Consider the following 13,772-nt stretch of genomic DNA (forward strand, 5'->3'; position numbering starts at 1 on the left):
TCCTGTCGTTGCGGGCGGAGTTACTTGCCCAGGATTTTCATAGCCTGAGCGAAGAAGTCGTCGGCGCGCTTGTCGTCGTCGGCGTTGCAGCGCTCGATGCCCTTGGTCTCCAGCTCGGAAACCTTGGTTTTGTCCGCATCGCCGAGTTTGGCTTCGGCTTCCGCGGCGCGCAGGGTCTTGCGCGTTTCTTCGCAAGGCGCTGGTGCGGCGGAGGCGGATGCAATCGGGTTGGCGATGGCAAGTGCTGTGAGCGCGAGGGCGAGAACCAGTCTGTTCATGGGTGCTTTTCCTGTTGGCGCCGGTCTTTTGGCGATCATGCTCCGGCCAGGCCGACCGGCAGCGGCGACCCTAGGGACGCGACTTCACCGGCATTTGTCTGGAAGCTTACATTTTCGTAAGAATGGGCGCGGAGGCGACAAAATCGCCACCGAAGTCTCGCCAGCAACCGGCAGAAAGAGTAGTGGCTAATGCAGGGCGTGCCGCCGCCGCCCGGTTCCACAGGCTTGCGGAGTCGCAGGAAACACCAATGACCTACGCTTCCCCCAAGCCGTCGCCGGTGGCGTTCGACCAGCACAGGCGCCTCATCGTTGTCCAGGTGGCGGCCGTCCTGGCCATAGCGCTGCTGTTGTTTGCCAAGCCGTTCCTGAGCGAAGGGTCGGACGGTCACGAGCTCATGGAACTCTTCGGCGTCGTCCTGGTGCTTGCCTGTGTCGGCGGGCGGCTGTGGAGCATTCTCTATGTCGGCGGCAAAAAGAACGAAGAGCTGATTTCCGCGGGGCCATTCTCGATGACCCAGAACCCGCTCTATTTTTTCTCCACCATCGGCGCGGTGGGCATCGGGTTGATGTACGGATCCGTCGTCGTGGCCCTGGCATTGGGTCTCGCCAGTTTCATCGTTTTCCGGGTGACGGCGCGCAAGGAGGCCGAATTCCTGCTGGGAAAGTTCGGCCCCGCCTATACGGCGTATGCTGAGCGGACGCCGCGCTTCTGGCCGAACCCGCTGCTGTTTGCCGACCAGGCCGAGTGGCAGTTTTCAACGGCTGCGCTGAAGCGGACATTTTATGACGGGCTCTATTTCCTTGCCCTTTTCCCGCTGATCGAAACGGTCGAACATTTCAGGAATGGCGGCTTCCTGCCGACGCTGTTCACCCTCTATTGATTCTATTGATTGGCGCCACGAGGCGCGCGGCGGACGCTGAGCACCAGGATCACAAGGCAAGCATTTCAGGAGTGGCGGCTTCCTGCCGACGCCGTTCACCCTCTATTGATCAGCGCCTGACCCTTCCCGGCGGTCAATAGCGGGGCCTTTTGTCGGAAACCACGACCAGCCTGCCGCCAACATGCTGGCAGCGCTTGCATGCCAGCTTCGATGCCAGCCGCCGTTCGCAGATGAAGTCGTAGTGGGTGCCGTAAGTCTCGATCAGAGGGTCAAGATCGAGCGAGCGCAGATGACCGCAACGCGGATTGCCGCAATAGGCGCTCAGGCCCAATCCAAGTTCCCTGAGTTCGGCGAGTTTTGTCGGCAGTGCGGTCGGGACGACAATAGCGGCGGGCTGCACCGGGTTTGCCACCGAGACCAGGATGGGTCGTCGAAATTCCGCGCGGTCAATGGCGCTTATCGCCTGGACGGCTTCATCTTCCGCGAAGCCAATATGCGTATCGATGCTCTCCATCGCTTCCGTATGGCCGCGGACAAACAAAGCCCTTCGCAGCACGTGCAGCGCATCCCTCGTCTCACAGAGTGTCGTGCGGAGCGTGAGAGGCATCTCCTCAATCCCTCAGGTAGCTGTCGGGAAGGCAATCGGCTTCGACGGCCGCCGCAATGAAGGCCCTGTGGACGTCTCTGGTGCTGCAGGAGCCGACCCTTTCCTGCACCAGGGCAGCCAGCGCAGCCAGGAACAGCGGGCCGTCGGAGGGCCAGTCATTCGCCAGGGCATCGGCCATTTCGGGAAGTGTCCGCAGCACCGAAATCGTGCCGTCGGTGCTCTCGATGGGGATTCCGGAAAATACAGAGGTTGGGATGATTGTCATTGCACAGCTCCCGCTGGGGCGGGAGAATGATATGCGCTCTCAAGCACCAGCGCCCGTTCAATGGCTGATGACAAAGTTAGTTGAGCACTTAAACAACGCGCTGTCTATTAACTATGACGTATCGACTGTGGCTTGCGATCGCGTCGCCATTTACATCCACCGAACGAAATCAACGCACCGCAGGGATGCGCACACTGCGGCGACCCAGCGGCATGGCCTCGTCGTCTCTTTGCATAGTTGGCGGGTTTTCCCGGTTGCTTTCAGTGCACTGGGCACCACGACAACCGCACAACCGACCGGCAATGGACCGCTATCGAGCGCGGGCGGCGCGCCGCACGCTTTGCACCAGGATCGCGAGGCAACCCACCAGCAGCGCAATGCCGCCAAGCAATGGCGGCATTGCGAAAAGCCTTACAGCCGCTGTGACCGCCGCAATCAGCATCAGCGCCAGCAGCGCCAGGTTACCGTCATCGATGAACATGCCGACGAGTTCCTTGATGGCAAGACGGACAATGCTCATCGGGCAAACCCCCTGGTGGGATAGGCGCTGCGCAGCCAGCGGACGATGGCAAAGGAGGCCAGCGCAACGACGGCGAAGATGGCCAGCAGCGCCAGATCGGCGCCCGGCCAGTCGGCGCCGATGCCTTCGCCGGTCCAGAAAATGCCAAAACTGGTCAGCATCAGCCCGACGACGAATTTAAGCGCATTTTCCGGCACGCGTGCCAGCGGCCGGTGCACCGCGAGCCCGATCAGCATCACCAGGATGAACGCAGCCAGCGCGCCGAGGCCGGCGTAAAGCGTCTGCCCATGCGCGGCGCCGACGGCAATGACGATGAACACCACCTCGACACCTTCGAGCAGCACCGCCTTGAATGCCGCCAGCCCCGCTAGATAGTCGGCCCGCCGGTCATTGGCCTGCTGCTGCAAGCTGGCGGTCTCCTTGGAAAACGCCGCCGCCTCGTCATGCAGGGCGATGACGCCAACGGCGCGCAGGATGGCCTTGCGTAGCCAGCGCAGGCCAAACAGGATCAACAGCACGCCGACGGTAAATTGCAAGGTGGTGATGGGAACCAGCGCCAGCAGTGGCCCGAAGGCCAGCACCAGTGCCGCCAGCAGCGCCAGCGCCAGGGCAGCGCCGGTGAGAGCCGGCCGCCAGCCGCGCGTCACTCCGACCGCCAGCACGATGGTGAAGGCCTCGACGACCTCTACGAAGGAAGCGAGGAAAGCGGCGGTGACGGTCGAAAGGATGGGGGTGAGGTTGTGCATGAGGCATCCCGAGCAGCTTGCGAGAATGCCTTAGAGTGAATTTAGCTTCCAGTGCCCCAAAAACGAAAAGCCGCGGCGGACCGCGGCATTTCGATGCTTGATTCCCCTTCGAGGAAACTGGAGCGCCGGACAGGATGAAACTGGGCACGGCTATCTTACTGTTTGCGCTGTAGCTTTTTGAGGCAAGCCCATATGGCCCTTTCGTCCTTGGCGGGTTGAACAAGGCTGCAACCCCAATATGGCTTTCAAGAAAGCTGGACAATTCCCTGGAGCCCTGCATAGACCGAGGTTCGTAGCCAGCGGTCCATGCTGCGGGCGAGGGCGGGGTCGCCGCTCAGAAAAAGGCGGCCCCTTTCTTTCTCGCGCTCGATGCTGGAGTGGCCCTCGATGATGGCCCCCAGTGAAACAACGCCGGTCTCGACGTAAAGGTCGACATCCCGGCCGGGGTCGAGCCAGCATAGCTCGGGGAAGTCCGCGCCTGGCTCGACCACAAACCAGCAGTTGGGACACTTCAGTGGGGGATCGTCGCGGAAATGGAAGCGGATGACGGCGCGCCGCCGCGGCAGTTCAGCGAGGTCGATCATTCGCCGCACGACCCACATGATGGTCGAAGCATCCGCACCGCTGAGCGCGATCTCCGCCTCGATGTTGCATAGCGCCCATTCCGCCAGCGCGTTCATCGCCGGTTCGAGCTTGATCGCCTTCTCGGTGCGGAAATAGTCGACGGTGCCCGCCGCCTTGTCCTCGACGCGCTCGACCAGGCCCGACGACTCCATCTCCTTGAGCCGCCTCGACAGGATGGCGGACGAGATGTTGCCCAACCCCTTGCGAATGTCGTTGAAGCGGGTCGAGCCGTTCCAGAGTTCGGTCAGGATTTGGATCGTCCAGCGCGGTTCAAGAATCTCGCAGGCAAGCGAGATCGGACAGATCAGTCCGTAAGGCCGACGCGTCATGGCCGGGCGCTCCTTTGCCGCAAGTTAGTCCTTGCGAAGGTCTAAGGCCAGTTCACAATCTGAAGCGGAACGCTTCTGAAGCTGCCCTAGTGCCTGCCCGCCTTCCGCCGTCATGGTGATTGAACTCGGATGGTCAGACTTAGGAGCAAGAAAATGTTTGCTTTGAGAAAAATTCTCGCAGTGACTCTCTTGGCCACGGTGTCGTTCGGCTGGCCCGCGATGGCGACCGACGCGCCCAAGCTATCGCCTCTAAAATTTTCCAAGGAATGCAGTGATTACAACGGTGAAACACCGAGCTTCTGTACAATTACCGAATCGAGTCTGAAGGAAATACCGGCTGGCACAAAGGTTCTTTATTATGGCCCTGTTCTCAGTAGCCCGCTATTTACGAGCAGCTCCGTCGTTCTCGCCGTTGGGCCAGGCGACTCCGCGATTGGTTATTGCATCGTCTATGACACCGCGAAACCGCCAACAGGACATTGCGCGTTCTCCGCAGGAAGCGGGACGTTGGCCGGCTTTCAAGCTATTCTGAACGTGACGGTCGATGACAAGCAAATTTGGCATTGGGAGGGCGGCTATCTTCTCGCAGCCGCGAAGTAGCACTCTTATGTCGGCTAAAATCCTGCAAATCAACTACAAGCTCAACGGGCCAAGGGCCGAGTACGAGAAAGAAAACCTGCCCTATGCTCAACCCATCGCGGACATACCTGGCCTGCGCTGGAAGGTCTGGATCATAAACGAGGCCCAAAGCGAAGCCGGCGGGATCTACCTGTTCGACGATGACGCCGCAGTGCAGGCCTTCCTGGACGGGCCGATTATTGCGGAGGTGAAAGGTGACCCGACATTGAGCATCAAGGCGTTTGACGTGATCGCAGAACTCACGACCATCACACGTGGCCCGGTGAAGTAGTATTGCCGGAGCTTGGGAGGGCGCGTGTTGCGGACGAAGGAGCGGGTATCTTCATGCCGACTCCGCTGCCAACAGCATTCGGCATTCCTGAAGGACACTCGCTTGCGGACTGGGCTCGAACGCTGCTGGCCCTTGTCCATGAGTGGCGGACCCGCCGCGACAAAGCGCTCGCTTGGTCACCTGTCCAACTTGCATCTGCGCGACGTTGGCTTGACCAAAGCTGACGTCGAGCGGCCTGCTCCGACAGCTTCGATCGATCCGCCTCTCGCGCGCTCAAGAGTGCAGCGCAGAACCGCATGGGCAATTGGTTAGAAGGGAAAGCTGGCGTGTACAGCGCACATTTGGTCCCCGTTGATCCCCGGGGTGGAAGCCGCTTGACGGCGGCAAATGATCAGCCAAAATCCGGGCCGCGCCCCAGTGTCTAAGCCTTGGTTTCAGAAATTTGGCGCGGGTGAAGCGATTCGAACGCTCGACCTTGGCAAGGTTGCGCTCTACCCCTGAGCTACACCCGTTCGCACCGCCTTTGGGCCGCCCGTGATCCCCTGCGGAGCTATTCCCGTGCAAATGCCATGAATGCAGGCAACGGTGTGACCTTCTCTCATCGTCTCGCTCAGATCGTCTCGATCGTTCTGGCAATGATATTGACACCGGGCAAATAGTGGCACTTACTGGCGGCGTAATCGGTTACGTAACCGATTACGGTTCAATCAAGTGGAGGAACGCATGAGCAAGAACCCGAATACGCACGCCGCCCCCGGTCTCGATTCAAGCCCATTTTCGCGCCGCCAATTCCTCAAGACCAGCGTGCTGGCGGCGGGTGCACTGGCCATGCCGCTGGGACCGGCCATCGCGGCCGACAAACCGAAGGTCGGCCTGGTCATGAAGTCGCTGGCGAACGAATTCTTCAAGCAGATGCAGGCTGGCGCCGAGGACTACGCGGCCAAGAACAAGGACAAGTTCGATTTCGCCGCCGTCGGCATGAAGGACGAGCGCGACTTTGCCGCGCAGGTCGACGCCATCGAGAATTTCATCACCCAGAAGTTCAATATCATCGTCGTCGCCCCGGCCGATTCGAAGGCCATGGTCACACCGATCGCGAAGGCGCTGAAGGCCGGCATCAAGGTGATCAACATCGACGTCGCGCTCGACGAAGAAGCCAAGAAGAAAGCCGGCATCGATCTCGCCTTCTTCGGGCCGGACAACCGCGCCGGCGCCAAGCTGGCGGGCGACGCGCTCGGCAAGGCGCTTGGCAAGGGCGGCAAGGTCGTCATCCTCGAAGGCAATCCGGAAGCCGACAATGCCAAGGAGCGCAAGCTGGGCTTCGACGACGCGGTGAAGGAACACGGGCTGGATCTGCTCGACAGCAAGACGGCACACTGGGAAACCGAGGAAGCCAACACGCTGATGACCAACTTCATGACCCAGCACCCCGACATTCAGGGCGTGATGGCGGCGAATGATTCGATGGCGCTCGGCGTCGTCAAGGCCATCGACGCGGCCGGCAAGTCGGACCAGATCAAGGTGGTCGGCTTCGACAATATTCCGGCTGTCGGACCGCTCCTGAAGAGCGGCAAGATGCTCGCCACGATCGAGCAGTATGGCGCCAAGATGGCTGCGCTGGGCATCGACTACGGCCTGCGCGAATTGGCCGGCGAGAAATTCTCCGGCTGGGTCAAGACCGACATCAAGCTCGTCACCGGCTAAGGCCGCCGAGCGGACCCTTGCATCTCCACGGCCTGGCGCAGATGCTCCGGCCTCGCATTCGCCGTCATGGCCGCTTGCCAAGTCCTGGCGGCGATGACGGCGCCCGCCGTGGAGTTGATGCCCCCAGGCGCGCGCGAAGTTCAGGATTTGTTGCCATGAAGGCGAACGATGCAATTCTAACCCTGGAAGGGGTCGGCAAGGTCTTTCCGGGAGCCATCGCGCTCAGCGGCGTCTCGCTCTGCATCGAACGCGGCGAAACCCACATCATTCTGGGCGAGAACGGCGCCGGCAAGTCGACCCTGATCAAGCTGCTGGCGGGTATCTACCGGCCCGACAGTGGTGAGATCGCCTTCAATGGCGCGCCATATCACCCGAAGACGCCTCACGATGCGCAGGCAGGCGGCATCCGCATCGTCCACCAGGAACTCAATCTGCTTCCGTATCTGAGCATCGCCGAGAACCTGATGCTGGAGAGCCTACCTCGCCGCTTCGGCGTGGTGGATCGCAAAGTGCTCAAGCGGCGCGCTGTTGCACTGCTCAAGGAGGTCGGCCTGGACGTCGACCCGAAGACGCGCGTCGAGGAACTCGGTGTCGCGCAGATGCAACTCGTCGAGATCGCAAAAGCGCTTTGCTACGACAGCAAGCTTCTTATCCTGGACGAGCCGACCGCCACGTTGACGCCGCCGGAAATCGAACGCCTGTTCGCCATCATCAAGCGGCTGAAGGCAAAGGGTGTGACGATCATCTATATCTCGCACCGCCTGCATGAGGTCTTCGAGATCGGCGATCGGGTGACGGTGCTGCGCAACGGCCAGCTGGTGAGCACCCGCGACCTGCAGGGACTGACCGTGCCTGACCTCGTGCGCATGATGATCGGACGCGACATCGCGGACGAATACGGCTTCGACACCTCCATCGTGCCGGGCAAGGTCGCGCTCAGCGTCAAGGATCTGAAGCGCGACACCACGACACCCGCAATATCGTTCGACGTTCGACATGGCGAGATACTGGGGGTGGCCGGCCTCGTCGGCAGCGGCCGGACAGAGGCGATGCGGGCGCTGTTCGGCGCCGATGCAAAGATCGGCGGCGTCATCGAAGTCGACGGCGTGAGGGCCGCGATTTTCGCGCCGAAGGACGCCGTGCGGCATGGGCTGAGCCTGCTCACCGAAGATCGCAAGGGCCAGGGCCTGCTGCTCGACCTGCCGGTCGACCAGAACATAACCGTCACCGACCTCAGCAGGATCTCGCGGTTCGGTCTGCTCGATCGTGACGCGGAGGCCGCCGCTGCGACCGATCTGGTCGGCCAGTTGCGGGTCAAGACCAGCTCGATCGCCCAGGCCGTGCGCAACCTTTCGGGTGGCAACCAGCAAAAGGTGGTTCTGGCGAAGTGGCTGTTTCGCGGCACCTCGACGCTGATCCTCGACGAGCCGACGCGCGGCGTCGACATCGGCGCGCGGCGTGAGATCTACCAGTTGCTGTGGATGCTGGCGGCGGCGCAGAAGGGTATCGTCATGGTATCGTCCGACCTGCCCGAACTGATGGGCATGTGCCACCGCATCATCGTCTTTTCGAAGAACAGGATCGTCGGCGAAGTGCCGCGGTCCGAATTCGACCAGGAGCGCATCTTGTCGCTCGCCTATCAGGAGTATGTGCGACCATGAGCGACATGTCCGAAACCGCTGCGTCGGCACCTGCCTCCACGGCCAGGCCGAAGCTCCTGCGCTTTCTCGTCCGCGACGCCGGCGTGCTGATGGCGCTGGTGCTGATCACATTGTTCTTCTCCTTTACAGCCCCCTATTTCGCCACGCCGGAGAACGCGCTGAAGATCTTCGTGCAGATCGCCATCAACACGGTGCTGGCGGCGGGCATGACCTTCGTCATCCTGACCGGCGGCATAGACCTCTCCGTCGGCTCGGTGCTTGCGCTCTGCACGGTCGTCGGAGCCACCATCATGACCAGCGAGAGCCTGACGCCGGCCCTCTCGATCACCCTGGCATTGCTCGGCTGCATGGCAACGGGGGCGGTCTGCGGCGCCCTCAACGGGCTGATCTCCACACGCTGGAAGATTCCATCCTTCATCGTCACGCTCGGCATGCTCAACATGGCCGCCGGCGCGGCGCGCGTGGTGAGCGACAATTCGACGATCACCGGCCTGCCGCAAAGCTTCATCGATTTCGGCAACCTCATCATCGGCGGCTTCCTGCCCTCGATCTTCCTTATCGCGGTGCTGGTGATCGCGGCCGGCTGGTTCGTGCTGCGCTTCACCGTTTTCGGCCGCATGATCTTCGCCGTCGGCACCAATGACGAGGCGGTGCGCCTCTCCGGCCACAATCCAGACGTCTACAAGATCGCCGCCTTCACGATCAGCGGCGCGACGGCCGGTATCGCGGCCATGGTCTATCTGCTGCGCCTGAACATCGGCAGCCCGATCGCGGGCGTCGGCTACGAGCTTAACGCGATCGCCGCGGTCATCATCGGCGGAACCAGCCTGAACGGAGGCAAGGGCTCCGTCATCGGTACGCTGGTCGGCGCCTGCATTCTTCAGGTGCTGAGCACCGGGCTGCAACTGCTCGGCGTCGGTGATAATTTCAAGCCGATCGTGATCGGCCTTGTCATCGTGCTGGCCGTCATCCTTGACGCCTACCGGGAAAGGCTGCTCAGGGTAATTCGCTAGAAAAATGCGCTGGGAAAGGGGACCATGACGACGATTGCCGATGTCGCGCGACATGCCGGGGTGTCCGTCGCCACCGTCTCGCATGTCATGAACCAGACACGCCATGTCGGACCGGAGACGGCCGAGCGGGTGCACGCGGCGATCGCGGCCTTGCGCTACAGCCCGAATTCGCTGGCCCGGAGCCTGCGGCGCGGCGAGACCAAGACCATCGGCCTGCTCCTGCCCGACAATTCCAATCCGTTCTTCGCCAGCGTCGCGCGCCAGATCGAGGACGCGGGTTTCCTGGCGGGCTACACGGTGATCCTGTGCAATTCGGACGGCAGCGCCGAAAAGGAGGAGCGCTATCTGTCCGTGCTGATAGCAAAACAGATCGACGGCCTTATCTTTGCCGGCTCGTCGGACCGCGCGCGGGTGTTCTCGCGTCTCTCCAAGACCAACGTGCCGGCGGTGCTGCTCGATCGCGAGATCCAGTCACTCAATATGGACTCGGTGCTGGTGGACCACCATCACGGTGGCTACCTCGCCGGTCAATATCTGATCAAGCTCGGCCACCGCACGTTTGGTGTGATCGGCGGCCCGCGCGATTCCAGTTCGAGCCCCGCCCGCCTGCTCGGCTTCGTCAGGGCGCTTCGCGAAGCCGGGCTGGACTTGCCTGCGGCGAGAGTGGTGGATTCCGACTATCAATTCGCCGGCGGGCGTCTCGCGATGGAGCGCCTGATGGCGCAGGCGCCCGAGATCACGGCGGTCTTTGCCTGCAACGACCTGATGGCCATGGGCGCGTTGACCGCGCTGCGCGCGCGCGGATTGCAGGTTCCCGAGGACATGTCGATGATCGGCTTCGACGACATACCCTATGCCGTCACCACCTGGCCGCCGCTGACGACGGTCGCACAACCGGTCGAGAAGATAGGAACGCGGGCTGTGAGCCTGCTGCTGGATCGCCTCGGCGACCCGGCGGCCCAGTCGCGCCGTGAAATCCTCCTGCCTGTCCTCGTCGAAAGGGAAAGCTGTGCTCCCTGGCCGCGTGGAAGAAGCAGGTCATAGGCGTCTGGCGCCGAAGGGCGAGCGCATGACGCCTCGCCCATCACCCGGAAACGAAAAAGCCGCGGCGGACCGCGGCTTTTCATGTGCTTGATTCCCCTGGAGGAAATTGGAGCGGGTGAAGCGATTCGAACGCTCGACCCCAACCTTGGCAAGGTTGTGCTCTACCCCTGAGCTACACCCGCTCGCACGGCCGTTGGGCCGCAAGCCGGGCCTATATGGCCGAAGAGCGCGGCGATTGCAACAGGGAAATCGCAGGCTTTTTGGCCGCACCCGGCGGCGCCGACAAACCTTTTGGACCCACGCGCGTCGATAAGCCCGTATTGCCTTGTTGCACGACGGTCTTGTCTCGACGGCACCATTGGCCGTAAACGGCAGGCCTGAACCGCGACAGAGAAAAATACCGATGCCGAAGACCGAAGCCGAGCTTTTCGCCTTTCTCGCCGAACTCGGCATTGCCGTCGAGACGCGGCGCCATCCGCCGCTGTTCACGGTTGCCGATTCGCAGGCGCTGCGCGGGGAAATTGCCGGCGGGCACACCAAGAACCTGTTCCTCAAGGACAAGAAGGACAATGTCTTCCTGGTCAGCGTCGGCGAGGAAGCGGAGGTCGACCTCAAGCAGATCCACCATCTGATCGGCGCCTCGGGCCGCGTTTCCTTCGGCAAGCCGGAGCTGCTGATGGAGCTGCTCGGCGTGGTTCCGGGTGCGGTCACGGTGTTCGGGCTGATCAACGATACGGCGCACCGGGTCAAGGTGGTTCTCGACCAGGAGTTGATGGCGCATGCGGTGATCAACGCCCATCCGCTGACCAATGAAGCCACGACATCGATCGCCGCCGCCGACCTGATCAAATTCGTCGAGGCAACCGGGCATGATGCTGTTATCTTGAAAGTCTCGGCGTGATCGCCACATGGTGGCAGAAACCGGCTTTGTGAAAAAAGGCGTTGCGCCTGTCCTTGGGACCAGCGGCGCGACCGAAAGGGTGACGAGATGAGTGACAACAATCCGTTTGGCGGCGCCGGTGGCCAGTATTCCACCACCGTACAGTATGGCGGCACCGAGGCCGCCCGCCCGAAGGCTGCGGTTGGCGGGGCGCCGGCCGGCGATGTCATCAAGGACACGACGACCGCGGCCTTTGCCGCCGACGTCGTCCAGGAATCGCGCCGCCAGCCGGTGCTGGTCGATTTCTGGGCGCCATGGTGCGGTCCGTGCAAGCAGCTGACGCCGCTCCTGGAAAAGGCGGTGCGCGCCGCCGGCGGCAAGGTCAAACTGGTCAAGATGAACATCGACGATCATCCGTCGATCGCCGGCCAGCTCGGCATTCAGTCGATCCCTGCGGTCATCGCCTTCAAGGACGGCCAGCCGGTCGACGGCTTCATGGGCGCCATCCCGGAGAGCCAGATCGCCGAATTCATCACCAAGGTCGGCGGCAAGGGCAATGGCGCGCCGCCGGTGGCCGAGGCGCTGGCTGCGGCGGCGGAAGCCCGCACCGCCGGCGATCCGCAGACCGCGGCCGACATCTATGACGCCATCCTCGAGCAGGCGCCGGAGACGATCGAGGCGATTGCCGGGCTGGGCGACCTGTTGTTCGAGGCCGGCGACACCGCAGGCGCCGAAGAGGTTCTGGCCAAGGCGCCAGAAGCCAAAAAGGATGCGCCGGTGCTTGCCGCCGTGCGCGCCAGGATCGCGCTTGCCGCGCAAGCGGCGGTACTCGGCAATCCGGCCGAGTTCGAGCAGCGCCTGGCCGCCAATCCCGGCGATCATCAGGCCCGCTTCGATCTGGCCATGATCCAGAACGCCAAGGGCGAACGCACGCAGGCCGCCGACAATCTGCTGGCGATCATCAAGGCCGACCGAACCTGGAATGACGACGGCGCCAAGACGCAGTTGCTGCAGTTCTTCGAGGCCTGGGGCATGACCGACGACGCGACGCTGGCGGCACGGCGCAAACTGTCGTCGCTGCTGTTTTCGTAGAGCCGGTTTAGGCTGTTTTTGGCGGATGGCCTTGCGGCTGACGGTGGCTGCGCCAGATTAGACGGCAAGAGATCGGACCGGACCGATCCGTTTCCTGTTGGCATGGCTTGCGCCTGCTGGATTGCGATGGGCTAAGTTCCGGGTTTGACGCGCTTCATGACGAAGCGATCGGAGGATTGAGGTGCAGGCGGGAAACGCGCACTACCGGCAGGCCAAGGATCTGCCGTCGACGATCGCGATCTTTCCGCTCGAAGGCGCGCTGCTGTTGCCCGGCGGGCGCATGCCGCTCAACATTTTCGAGCCACGCTATCTGCAGATGGTGGATGAGGCGATTGCCGGGTCGCGGCTGATCGGCATCATCCAGCCCAGCCTCGACGGCGCCTTGCGCGCCGACGGCGAGCCGGAACTCTGCAATGTCGGCTGTGCCGGGCGCATCATCTCGCTGGCCGAGAGCGGCGACGGCCGCTACCTGATTTCGCTGCAGGGCGTCTGCCGCTTCCGCGTCGCGCACGAACTCCCGGTCAAAACGCCGTTTCGCCAGGGCAAGATCGCGCCCTTCCTCGCCGATCTCCATGAAGATCAAGCGGCGAACGAGATCGATCGGCCAGCGCTGCTGAGGGCATTTCGCGCCTATCTGCAGGCCAATGATCTGGAAGCCGACTGGGAAAGCGTCAGCCGCGCGGAAAATGCCATGCTGGTCAACGCGCTGTCGATGATGGCGCCCTACGGGCCGGCCGAGAAACAGGCGCTGCTCGAAGCGCCGGATTTGAAGACACGCGCCGAAACGCTGATCGCCATCACCGAAATGGCGCTGGCGCGCGAGAACGAGGATTTTGGCTCGAGTTTACAGTAGCGGCAACAGGCGGGGAAAAGAGGGCGCGATGGCGGAGGATGAGCGTGACGGCAAGAAGACCAGGGTCGATCCCAAGCTGCTGGAGCTGCTGGCCTGCCCGCTGACCAAGGGCCCGCTGGCCTGGGATCCGGAGCGCGGCGAATTGATCTCAAGGGTGGCAAAGCTCGCCTATCCGGTGCGCGACGGCATCCCGATCATGCTGCCTTCGGAGGCGCGGGCGATTTCGGCCGAGGACTTGCTGTCGCCGCCGCGGCCGGGTGGGTCTTCCTGAATTCGAGCGCCACTGCTGCGCAGAAGGTTGCCAAGGCTGGCGGGACAGCGCCCCCCTCTGTCCTGCCGGGCATCTCCCCCACAAGGAGGGAGAT

17 protein-coding genes and 1 tRNA gene are annotated in these 13,772 nt (G+C 62.6%); 11 read left to right on the forward strand and 7 right to left on the reverse strand.

The window, feature by feature from the left end:
- Nucleotides 1-20 precede the first annotated feature (20 nt).
- Nucleotides 21-278 (reverse strand): hypothetical protein, encoded by a 258-nt coding sequence (locus AC1DXU_RS29750; protein WP_477374703.1) that lies wholly within the window; start codon nucleotides 276-278, stop codon nucleotides 21-23.
- 248 nt (nucleotides 279-526) lie between these two features.
- On the opposite strand from AC1DXU_RS29750, the gene AC1DXU_RS29755 reads away from it, so the two are divergent.
- Complete coding sequence (locus tag AC1DXU_RS29755) at nucleotides 527-1,159, forward strand: methyltransferase family protein (protein WP_477374705.1); 633 nt, start codon at nucleotides 527-529, stop codon at nucleotides 1,157-1,159.
- A 133-nt stretch (nucleotides 1,160-1,292) separates the two neighbouring features.
- Here the strand turns inward: AC1DXU_RS29755 and AC1DXU_RS29760 are convergent, their stop codons facing one another.
- The 5 genes from AC1DXU_RS29760 to AC1DXU_RS29780 all read right to left on the reverse strand — a co-directional run bounded on the left by AC1DXU_RS29760 (nucleotide 1,293) and on the right by AC1DXU_RS29780 (nucleotide 4,250).
- Entirely contained in the window at nucleotides 1,293-1,766 is a 474-nt protein-coding gene (locus AC1DXU_RS29760; RefSeq protein ID WP_477374707.1) for a hypothetical protein, read from the reverse strand.
- A 4-nt stretch (nucleotides 1,767-1,770) separates the two neighbouring features.
- Complete coding sequence (locus tag AC1DXU_RS29765; protein WP_477310221.1) at nucleotides 1,771-2,031, reverse strand: DUF982 domain-containing protein; 261 nt, start codon at nucleotides 2,029-2,031, stop codon at nucleotides 1,771-1,773.
- A gap of 310 nt (nucleotides 2,032-2,341) precedes the next feature.
- On the reverse strand, nucleotides 2,342-2,551 hold the full coding sequence (locus tag AC1DXU_RS29770; RefSeq protein WP_477310219.1) for a hypothetical protein: 210 nt from the start codon (nucleotides 2,549-2,551) through the stop codon (nucleotides 2,342-2,344).
- Nucleotides 2,548-3,297 (reverse strand): COG4280 domain-containing protein, encoded by a 750-nt coding sequence (locus AC1DXU_RS29775; RefSeq protein ID WP_477374709.1) that lies wholly within the window; start codon nucleotides 3,295-3,297, stop codon nucleotides 2,548-2,550. Before AC1DXU_RS29775 ends, AC1DXU_RS29770 begins: the two co-directional genes overlap by 4 nt.
- A gap of 245 nt (nucleotides 3,298-3,542) precedes the next feature.
- Nucleotides 3,543-4,250, reverse strand: a complete 708-nt coding sequence (locus AC1DXU_RS29780) for a winged helix-turn-helix transcriptional regulator (RefSeq protein WP_477310215.1) — start codon at nucleotides 4,248-4,250, stop codon at nucleotides 3,543-3,545.
- A 153-nt stretch (nucleotides 4,251-4,403) separates the two neighbouring features.
- On the opposite strand from AC1DXU_RS29780, the gene AC1DXU_RS29785 reads away from it, so the two are divergent.
- The 6 genes from AC1DXU_RS29785 (at nucleotide 4,404) to AC1DXU_RS29810 (ending at nucleotide 10,582) form a co-directional block, all read left to right on the forward strand.
- A complete protein-coding gene (locus AC1DXU_RS29785; protein ID WP_244571046.1) occupies nucleotides 4,404-4,850 on the forward strand; it encodes a hypothetical protein in 447 nt (148 codons plus the stop codon).
- Between the two features lie 7 nt (nucleotides 4,851-4,857).
- Nucleotides 4,858-5,160, forward strand: a complete 303-nt coding sequence (locus AC1DXU_RS29790) for a YdhR family protein (protein ID WP_477374711.1) — start codon at nucleotides 4,858-4,860, stop codon at nucleotides 5,158-5,160.
- Nucleotides 5,161-5,883: 723 nt separating this feature from the next.
- Complete coding sequence (locus tag AC1DXU_RS29795; RefSeq protein ID WP_477310209.1) at nucleotides 5,884-6,864, forward strand: substrate-binding domain-containing protein; 981 nt, start codon at nucleotides 5,884-5,886, stop codon at nucleotides 6,862-6,864.
- 155 nt (nucleotides 6,865-7,019) lie between these two features.
- On the forward strand, nucleotides 7,020-8,525 hold the full coding sequence (locus tag AC1DXU_RS29800) for a sugar ABC transporter ATP-binding protein (protein ID WP_477374713.1): 1,506 nt from the start codon (nucleotides 7,020-7,022) through the stop codon (nucleotides 8,523-8,525).
- Between the two features lie 89 nt (nucleotides 8,526-8,614).
- Nucleotides 8,615-9,538, forward strand: coding sequence for an ABC transporter permease (locus AC1DXU_RS29805; protein WP_477374797.1), 924 nt, complete (start codon nucleotides 8,615-8,617; stop codon nucleotides 9,536-9,538).
- Between the two features lie 24 nt (nucleotides 9,539-9,562).
- The gene (locus AC1DXU_RS29810) at nucleotides 9,563-10,582 is read left to right on the forward strand and encodes a LacI family DNA-binding transcriptional regulator (protein WP_477374715.1); all 1,020 of its coding nucleotides are present in this window, start codon (nucleotides 9,563-9,565) and stop codon (nucleotides 10,580-10,582) included.
- A gap of 107 nt (nucleotides 10,583-10,689) precedes the next feature.
- Here the strand turns inward: AC1DXU_RS29810 and AC1DXU_RS29815 are convergent.
- Nucleotides 10,690-10,764: transfer RNA gene (locus tag AC1DXU_RS29815), tRNA-Gly, on the reverse strand.
- A gap of 221 nt (nucleotides 10,765-10,985) precedes the next feature.
- Between AC1DXU_RS29815 and AC1DXU_RS29820 the strand changes: the two genes are divergently transcribed.
- The 4 genes from AC1DXU_RS29820 (at nucleotide 10,986) to AC1DXU_RS29835 (ending at nucleotide 13,678) form a co-directional block, all read left to right on the forward strand.
- Nucleotides 10,986-11,483 (forward strand): prolyl-tRNA synthetase associated domain-containing protein, encoded by a 498-nt coding sequence (locus AC1DXU_RS29820; RefSeq protein WP_477374717.1) that lies wholly within the window; start codon nucleotides 10,986-10,988, stop codon nucleotides 11,481-11,483.
- Between the two features lie 87 nt (nucleotides 11,484-11,570).
- Entirely contained in the window at nucleotides 11,571-12,554 is a 984-nt protein-coding gene (gene trxA / locus AC1DXU_RS29825; protein WP_477374719.1) for a thioredoxin, read from the forward strand.
- A gap of 181 nt (nucleotides 12,555-12,735) precedes the next feature.
- Complete coding sequence (locus tag AC1DXU_RS29830; RefSeq protein WP_477374721.1) at nucleotides 12,736-13,407, forward strand: LON peptidase substrate-binding domain-containing protein; 672 nt, start codon at nucleotides 12,736-12,738, stop codon at nucleotides 13,405-13,407.
- A 28-nt stretch (nucleotides 13,408-13,435) separates the two neighbouring features.
- Entirely contained in the window at nucleotides 13,436-13,678 is a 243-nt protein-coding gene (locus tag AC1DXU_RS29835; RefSeq protein WP_477374723.1) for a Trm112 family protein, read from the forward strand.
- The last annotated feature ends 94 nt before the right edge of the window (nucleotides 13,679-13,772 follow it).

This window comes from Mesorhizobium sp. P3_A10 (assembly GCF_056403175.1).

Excerpts from the sequence above, each read along its gene's own strand:
- AC1DXU_RS29835 (WP_477374723.1), top strand. The coding sequence starts at position 13,436 with ATGGCGGAGGATGAGCGTGACGGCAAGAAGACCAGGGTCGATCCCAAG.
- AC1DXU_RS29785 (WP_244571046.1), top strand. The coding sequence starts at position 4,404 with ATGTTTGCTTTGAGAAAAATTCTCGCAGTGACTCTCTTGGCCACGGTG.
- AC1DXU_RS29820 (WP_477374717.1), top strand. The coding sequence starts at position 10,986 with ATGCCGAAGACCGAAGCCGAGCTTTTCGCCTTTCTCGCCGAACTCGGC.
- AC1DXU_RS29810 (WP_477374715.1), top strand. The coding sequence starts at position 9,563 with ATGACGACGATTGCCGATGTCGCGCGACATGCCGGGGTGTCCGTCGCC.
- AC1DXU_RS29770 (WP_477310219.1), bottom strand. The coding sequence starts at position 2,551 with ATGAGCATTGTCCGTCTTGCCATCAAGGAACTCGTCGGCATGTTCATC.
- AC1DXU_RS29800 (WP_477374713.1), top strand. The coding sequence starts at position 7,020 with ATGAAGGCGAACGATGCAATTCTAACCCTGGAAGGGGTCGGCAAGGTC.
- AC1DXU_RS29755 (WP_477374705.1), top strand. The coding sequence starts at position 527 with ATGACCTACGCTTCCCCCAAGCCGTCGCCGGTGGCGTTCGACCAGCAC.
- trxA (WP_477374719.1), top strand. The coding sequence starts at position 11,571 with ATGAGTGACAACAATCCGTTTGGCGGCGCCGGTGGCCAGTATTCCACC.
- AC1DXU_RS29750 (WP_477374703.1), bottom strand. The coding sequence starts at position 278 with ATGAACAGACTGGTTCTCGCCCTCGCGCTCACAGCACTTGCCATCGCC.
- AC1DXU_RS29780 (WP_477310215.1), bottom strand. The coding sequence starts at position 4,250 with ATGACGCGTCGGCCTTACGGACTGATCTGTCCGATCTCGCTTGCCTGC.
- AC1DXU_RS29775 (WP_477374709.1), bottom strand. The coding sequence starts at position 3,297 with ATGCACAACCTCACCCCCATCCTTTCGACCGTCACCGCCGCTTTCCTC.
- AC1DXU_RS29790 (WP_477374711.1), top strand. The coding sequence starts at position 4,858 with ATGTCGGCTAAAATCCTGCAAATCAACTACAAGCTCAACGGGCCAAGG.
- AC1DXU_RS29805 (WP_477374797.1), top strand. The coding sequence starts at position 8,615 with ATGGCGCTGGTGCTGATCACATTGTTCTTCTCCTTTACAGCCCCCTAT.
- AC1DXU_RS29760 (WP_477374707.1), bottom strand. The coding sequence starts at position 1,766 with ATGCCTCTCACGCTCCGCACGACACTCTGTGAGACGAGGGATGCGCTG.
- AC1DXU_RS29795 (WP_477310209.1), top strand. The coding sequence starts at position 5,884 with ATGAGCAAGAACCCGAATACGCACGCCGCCCCCGGTCTCGATTCAAGC.
- AC1DXU_RS29765 (WP_477310221.1), bottom strand. The coding sequence starts at position 2,031 with ATGACAATCATCCCAACCTCTGTATTTTCCGGAATCCCCATCGAGAGC.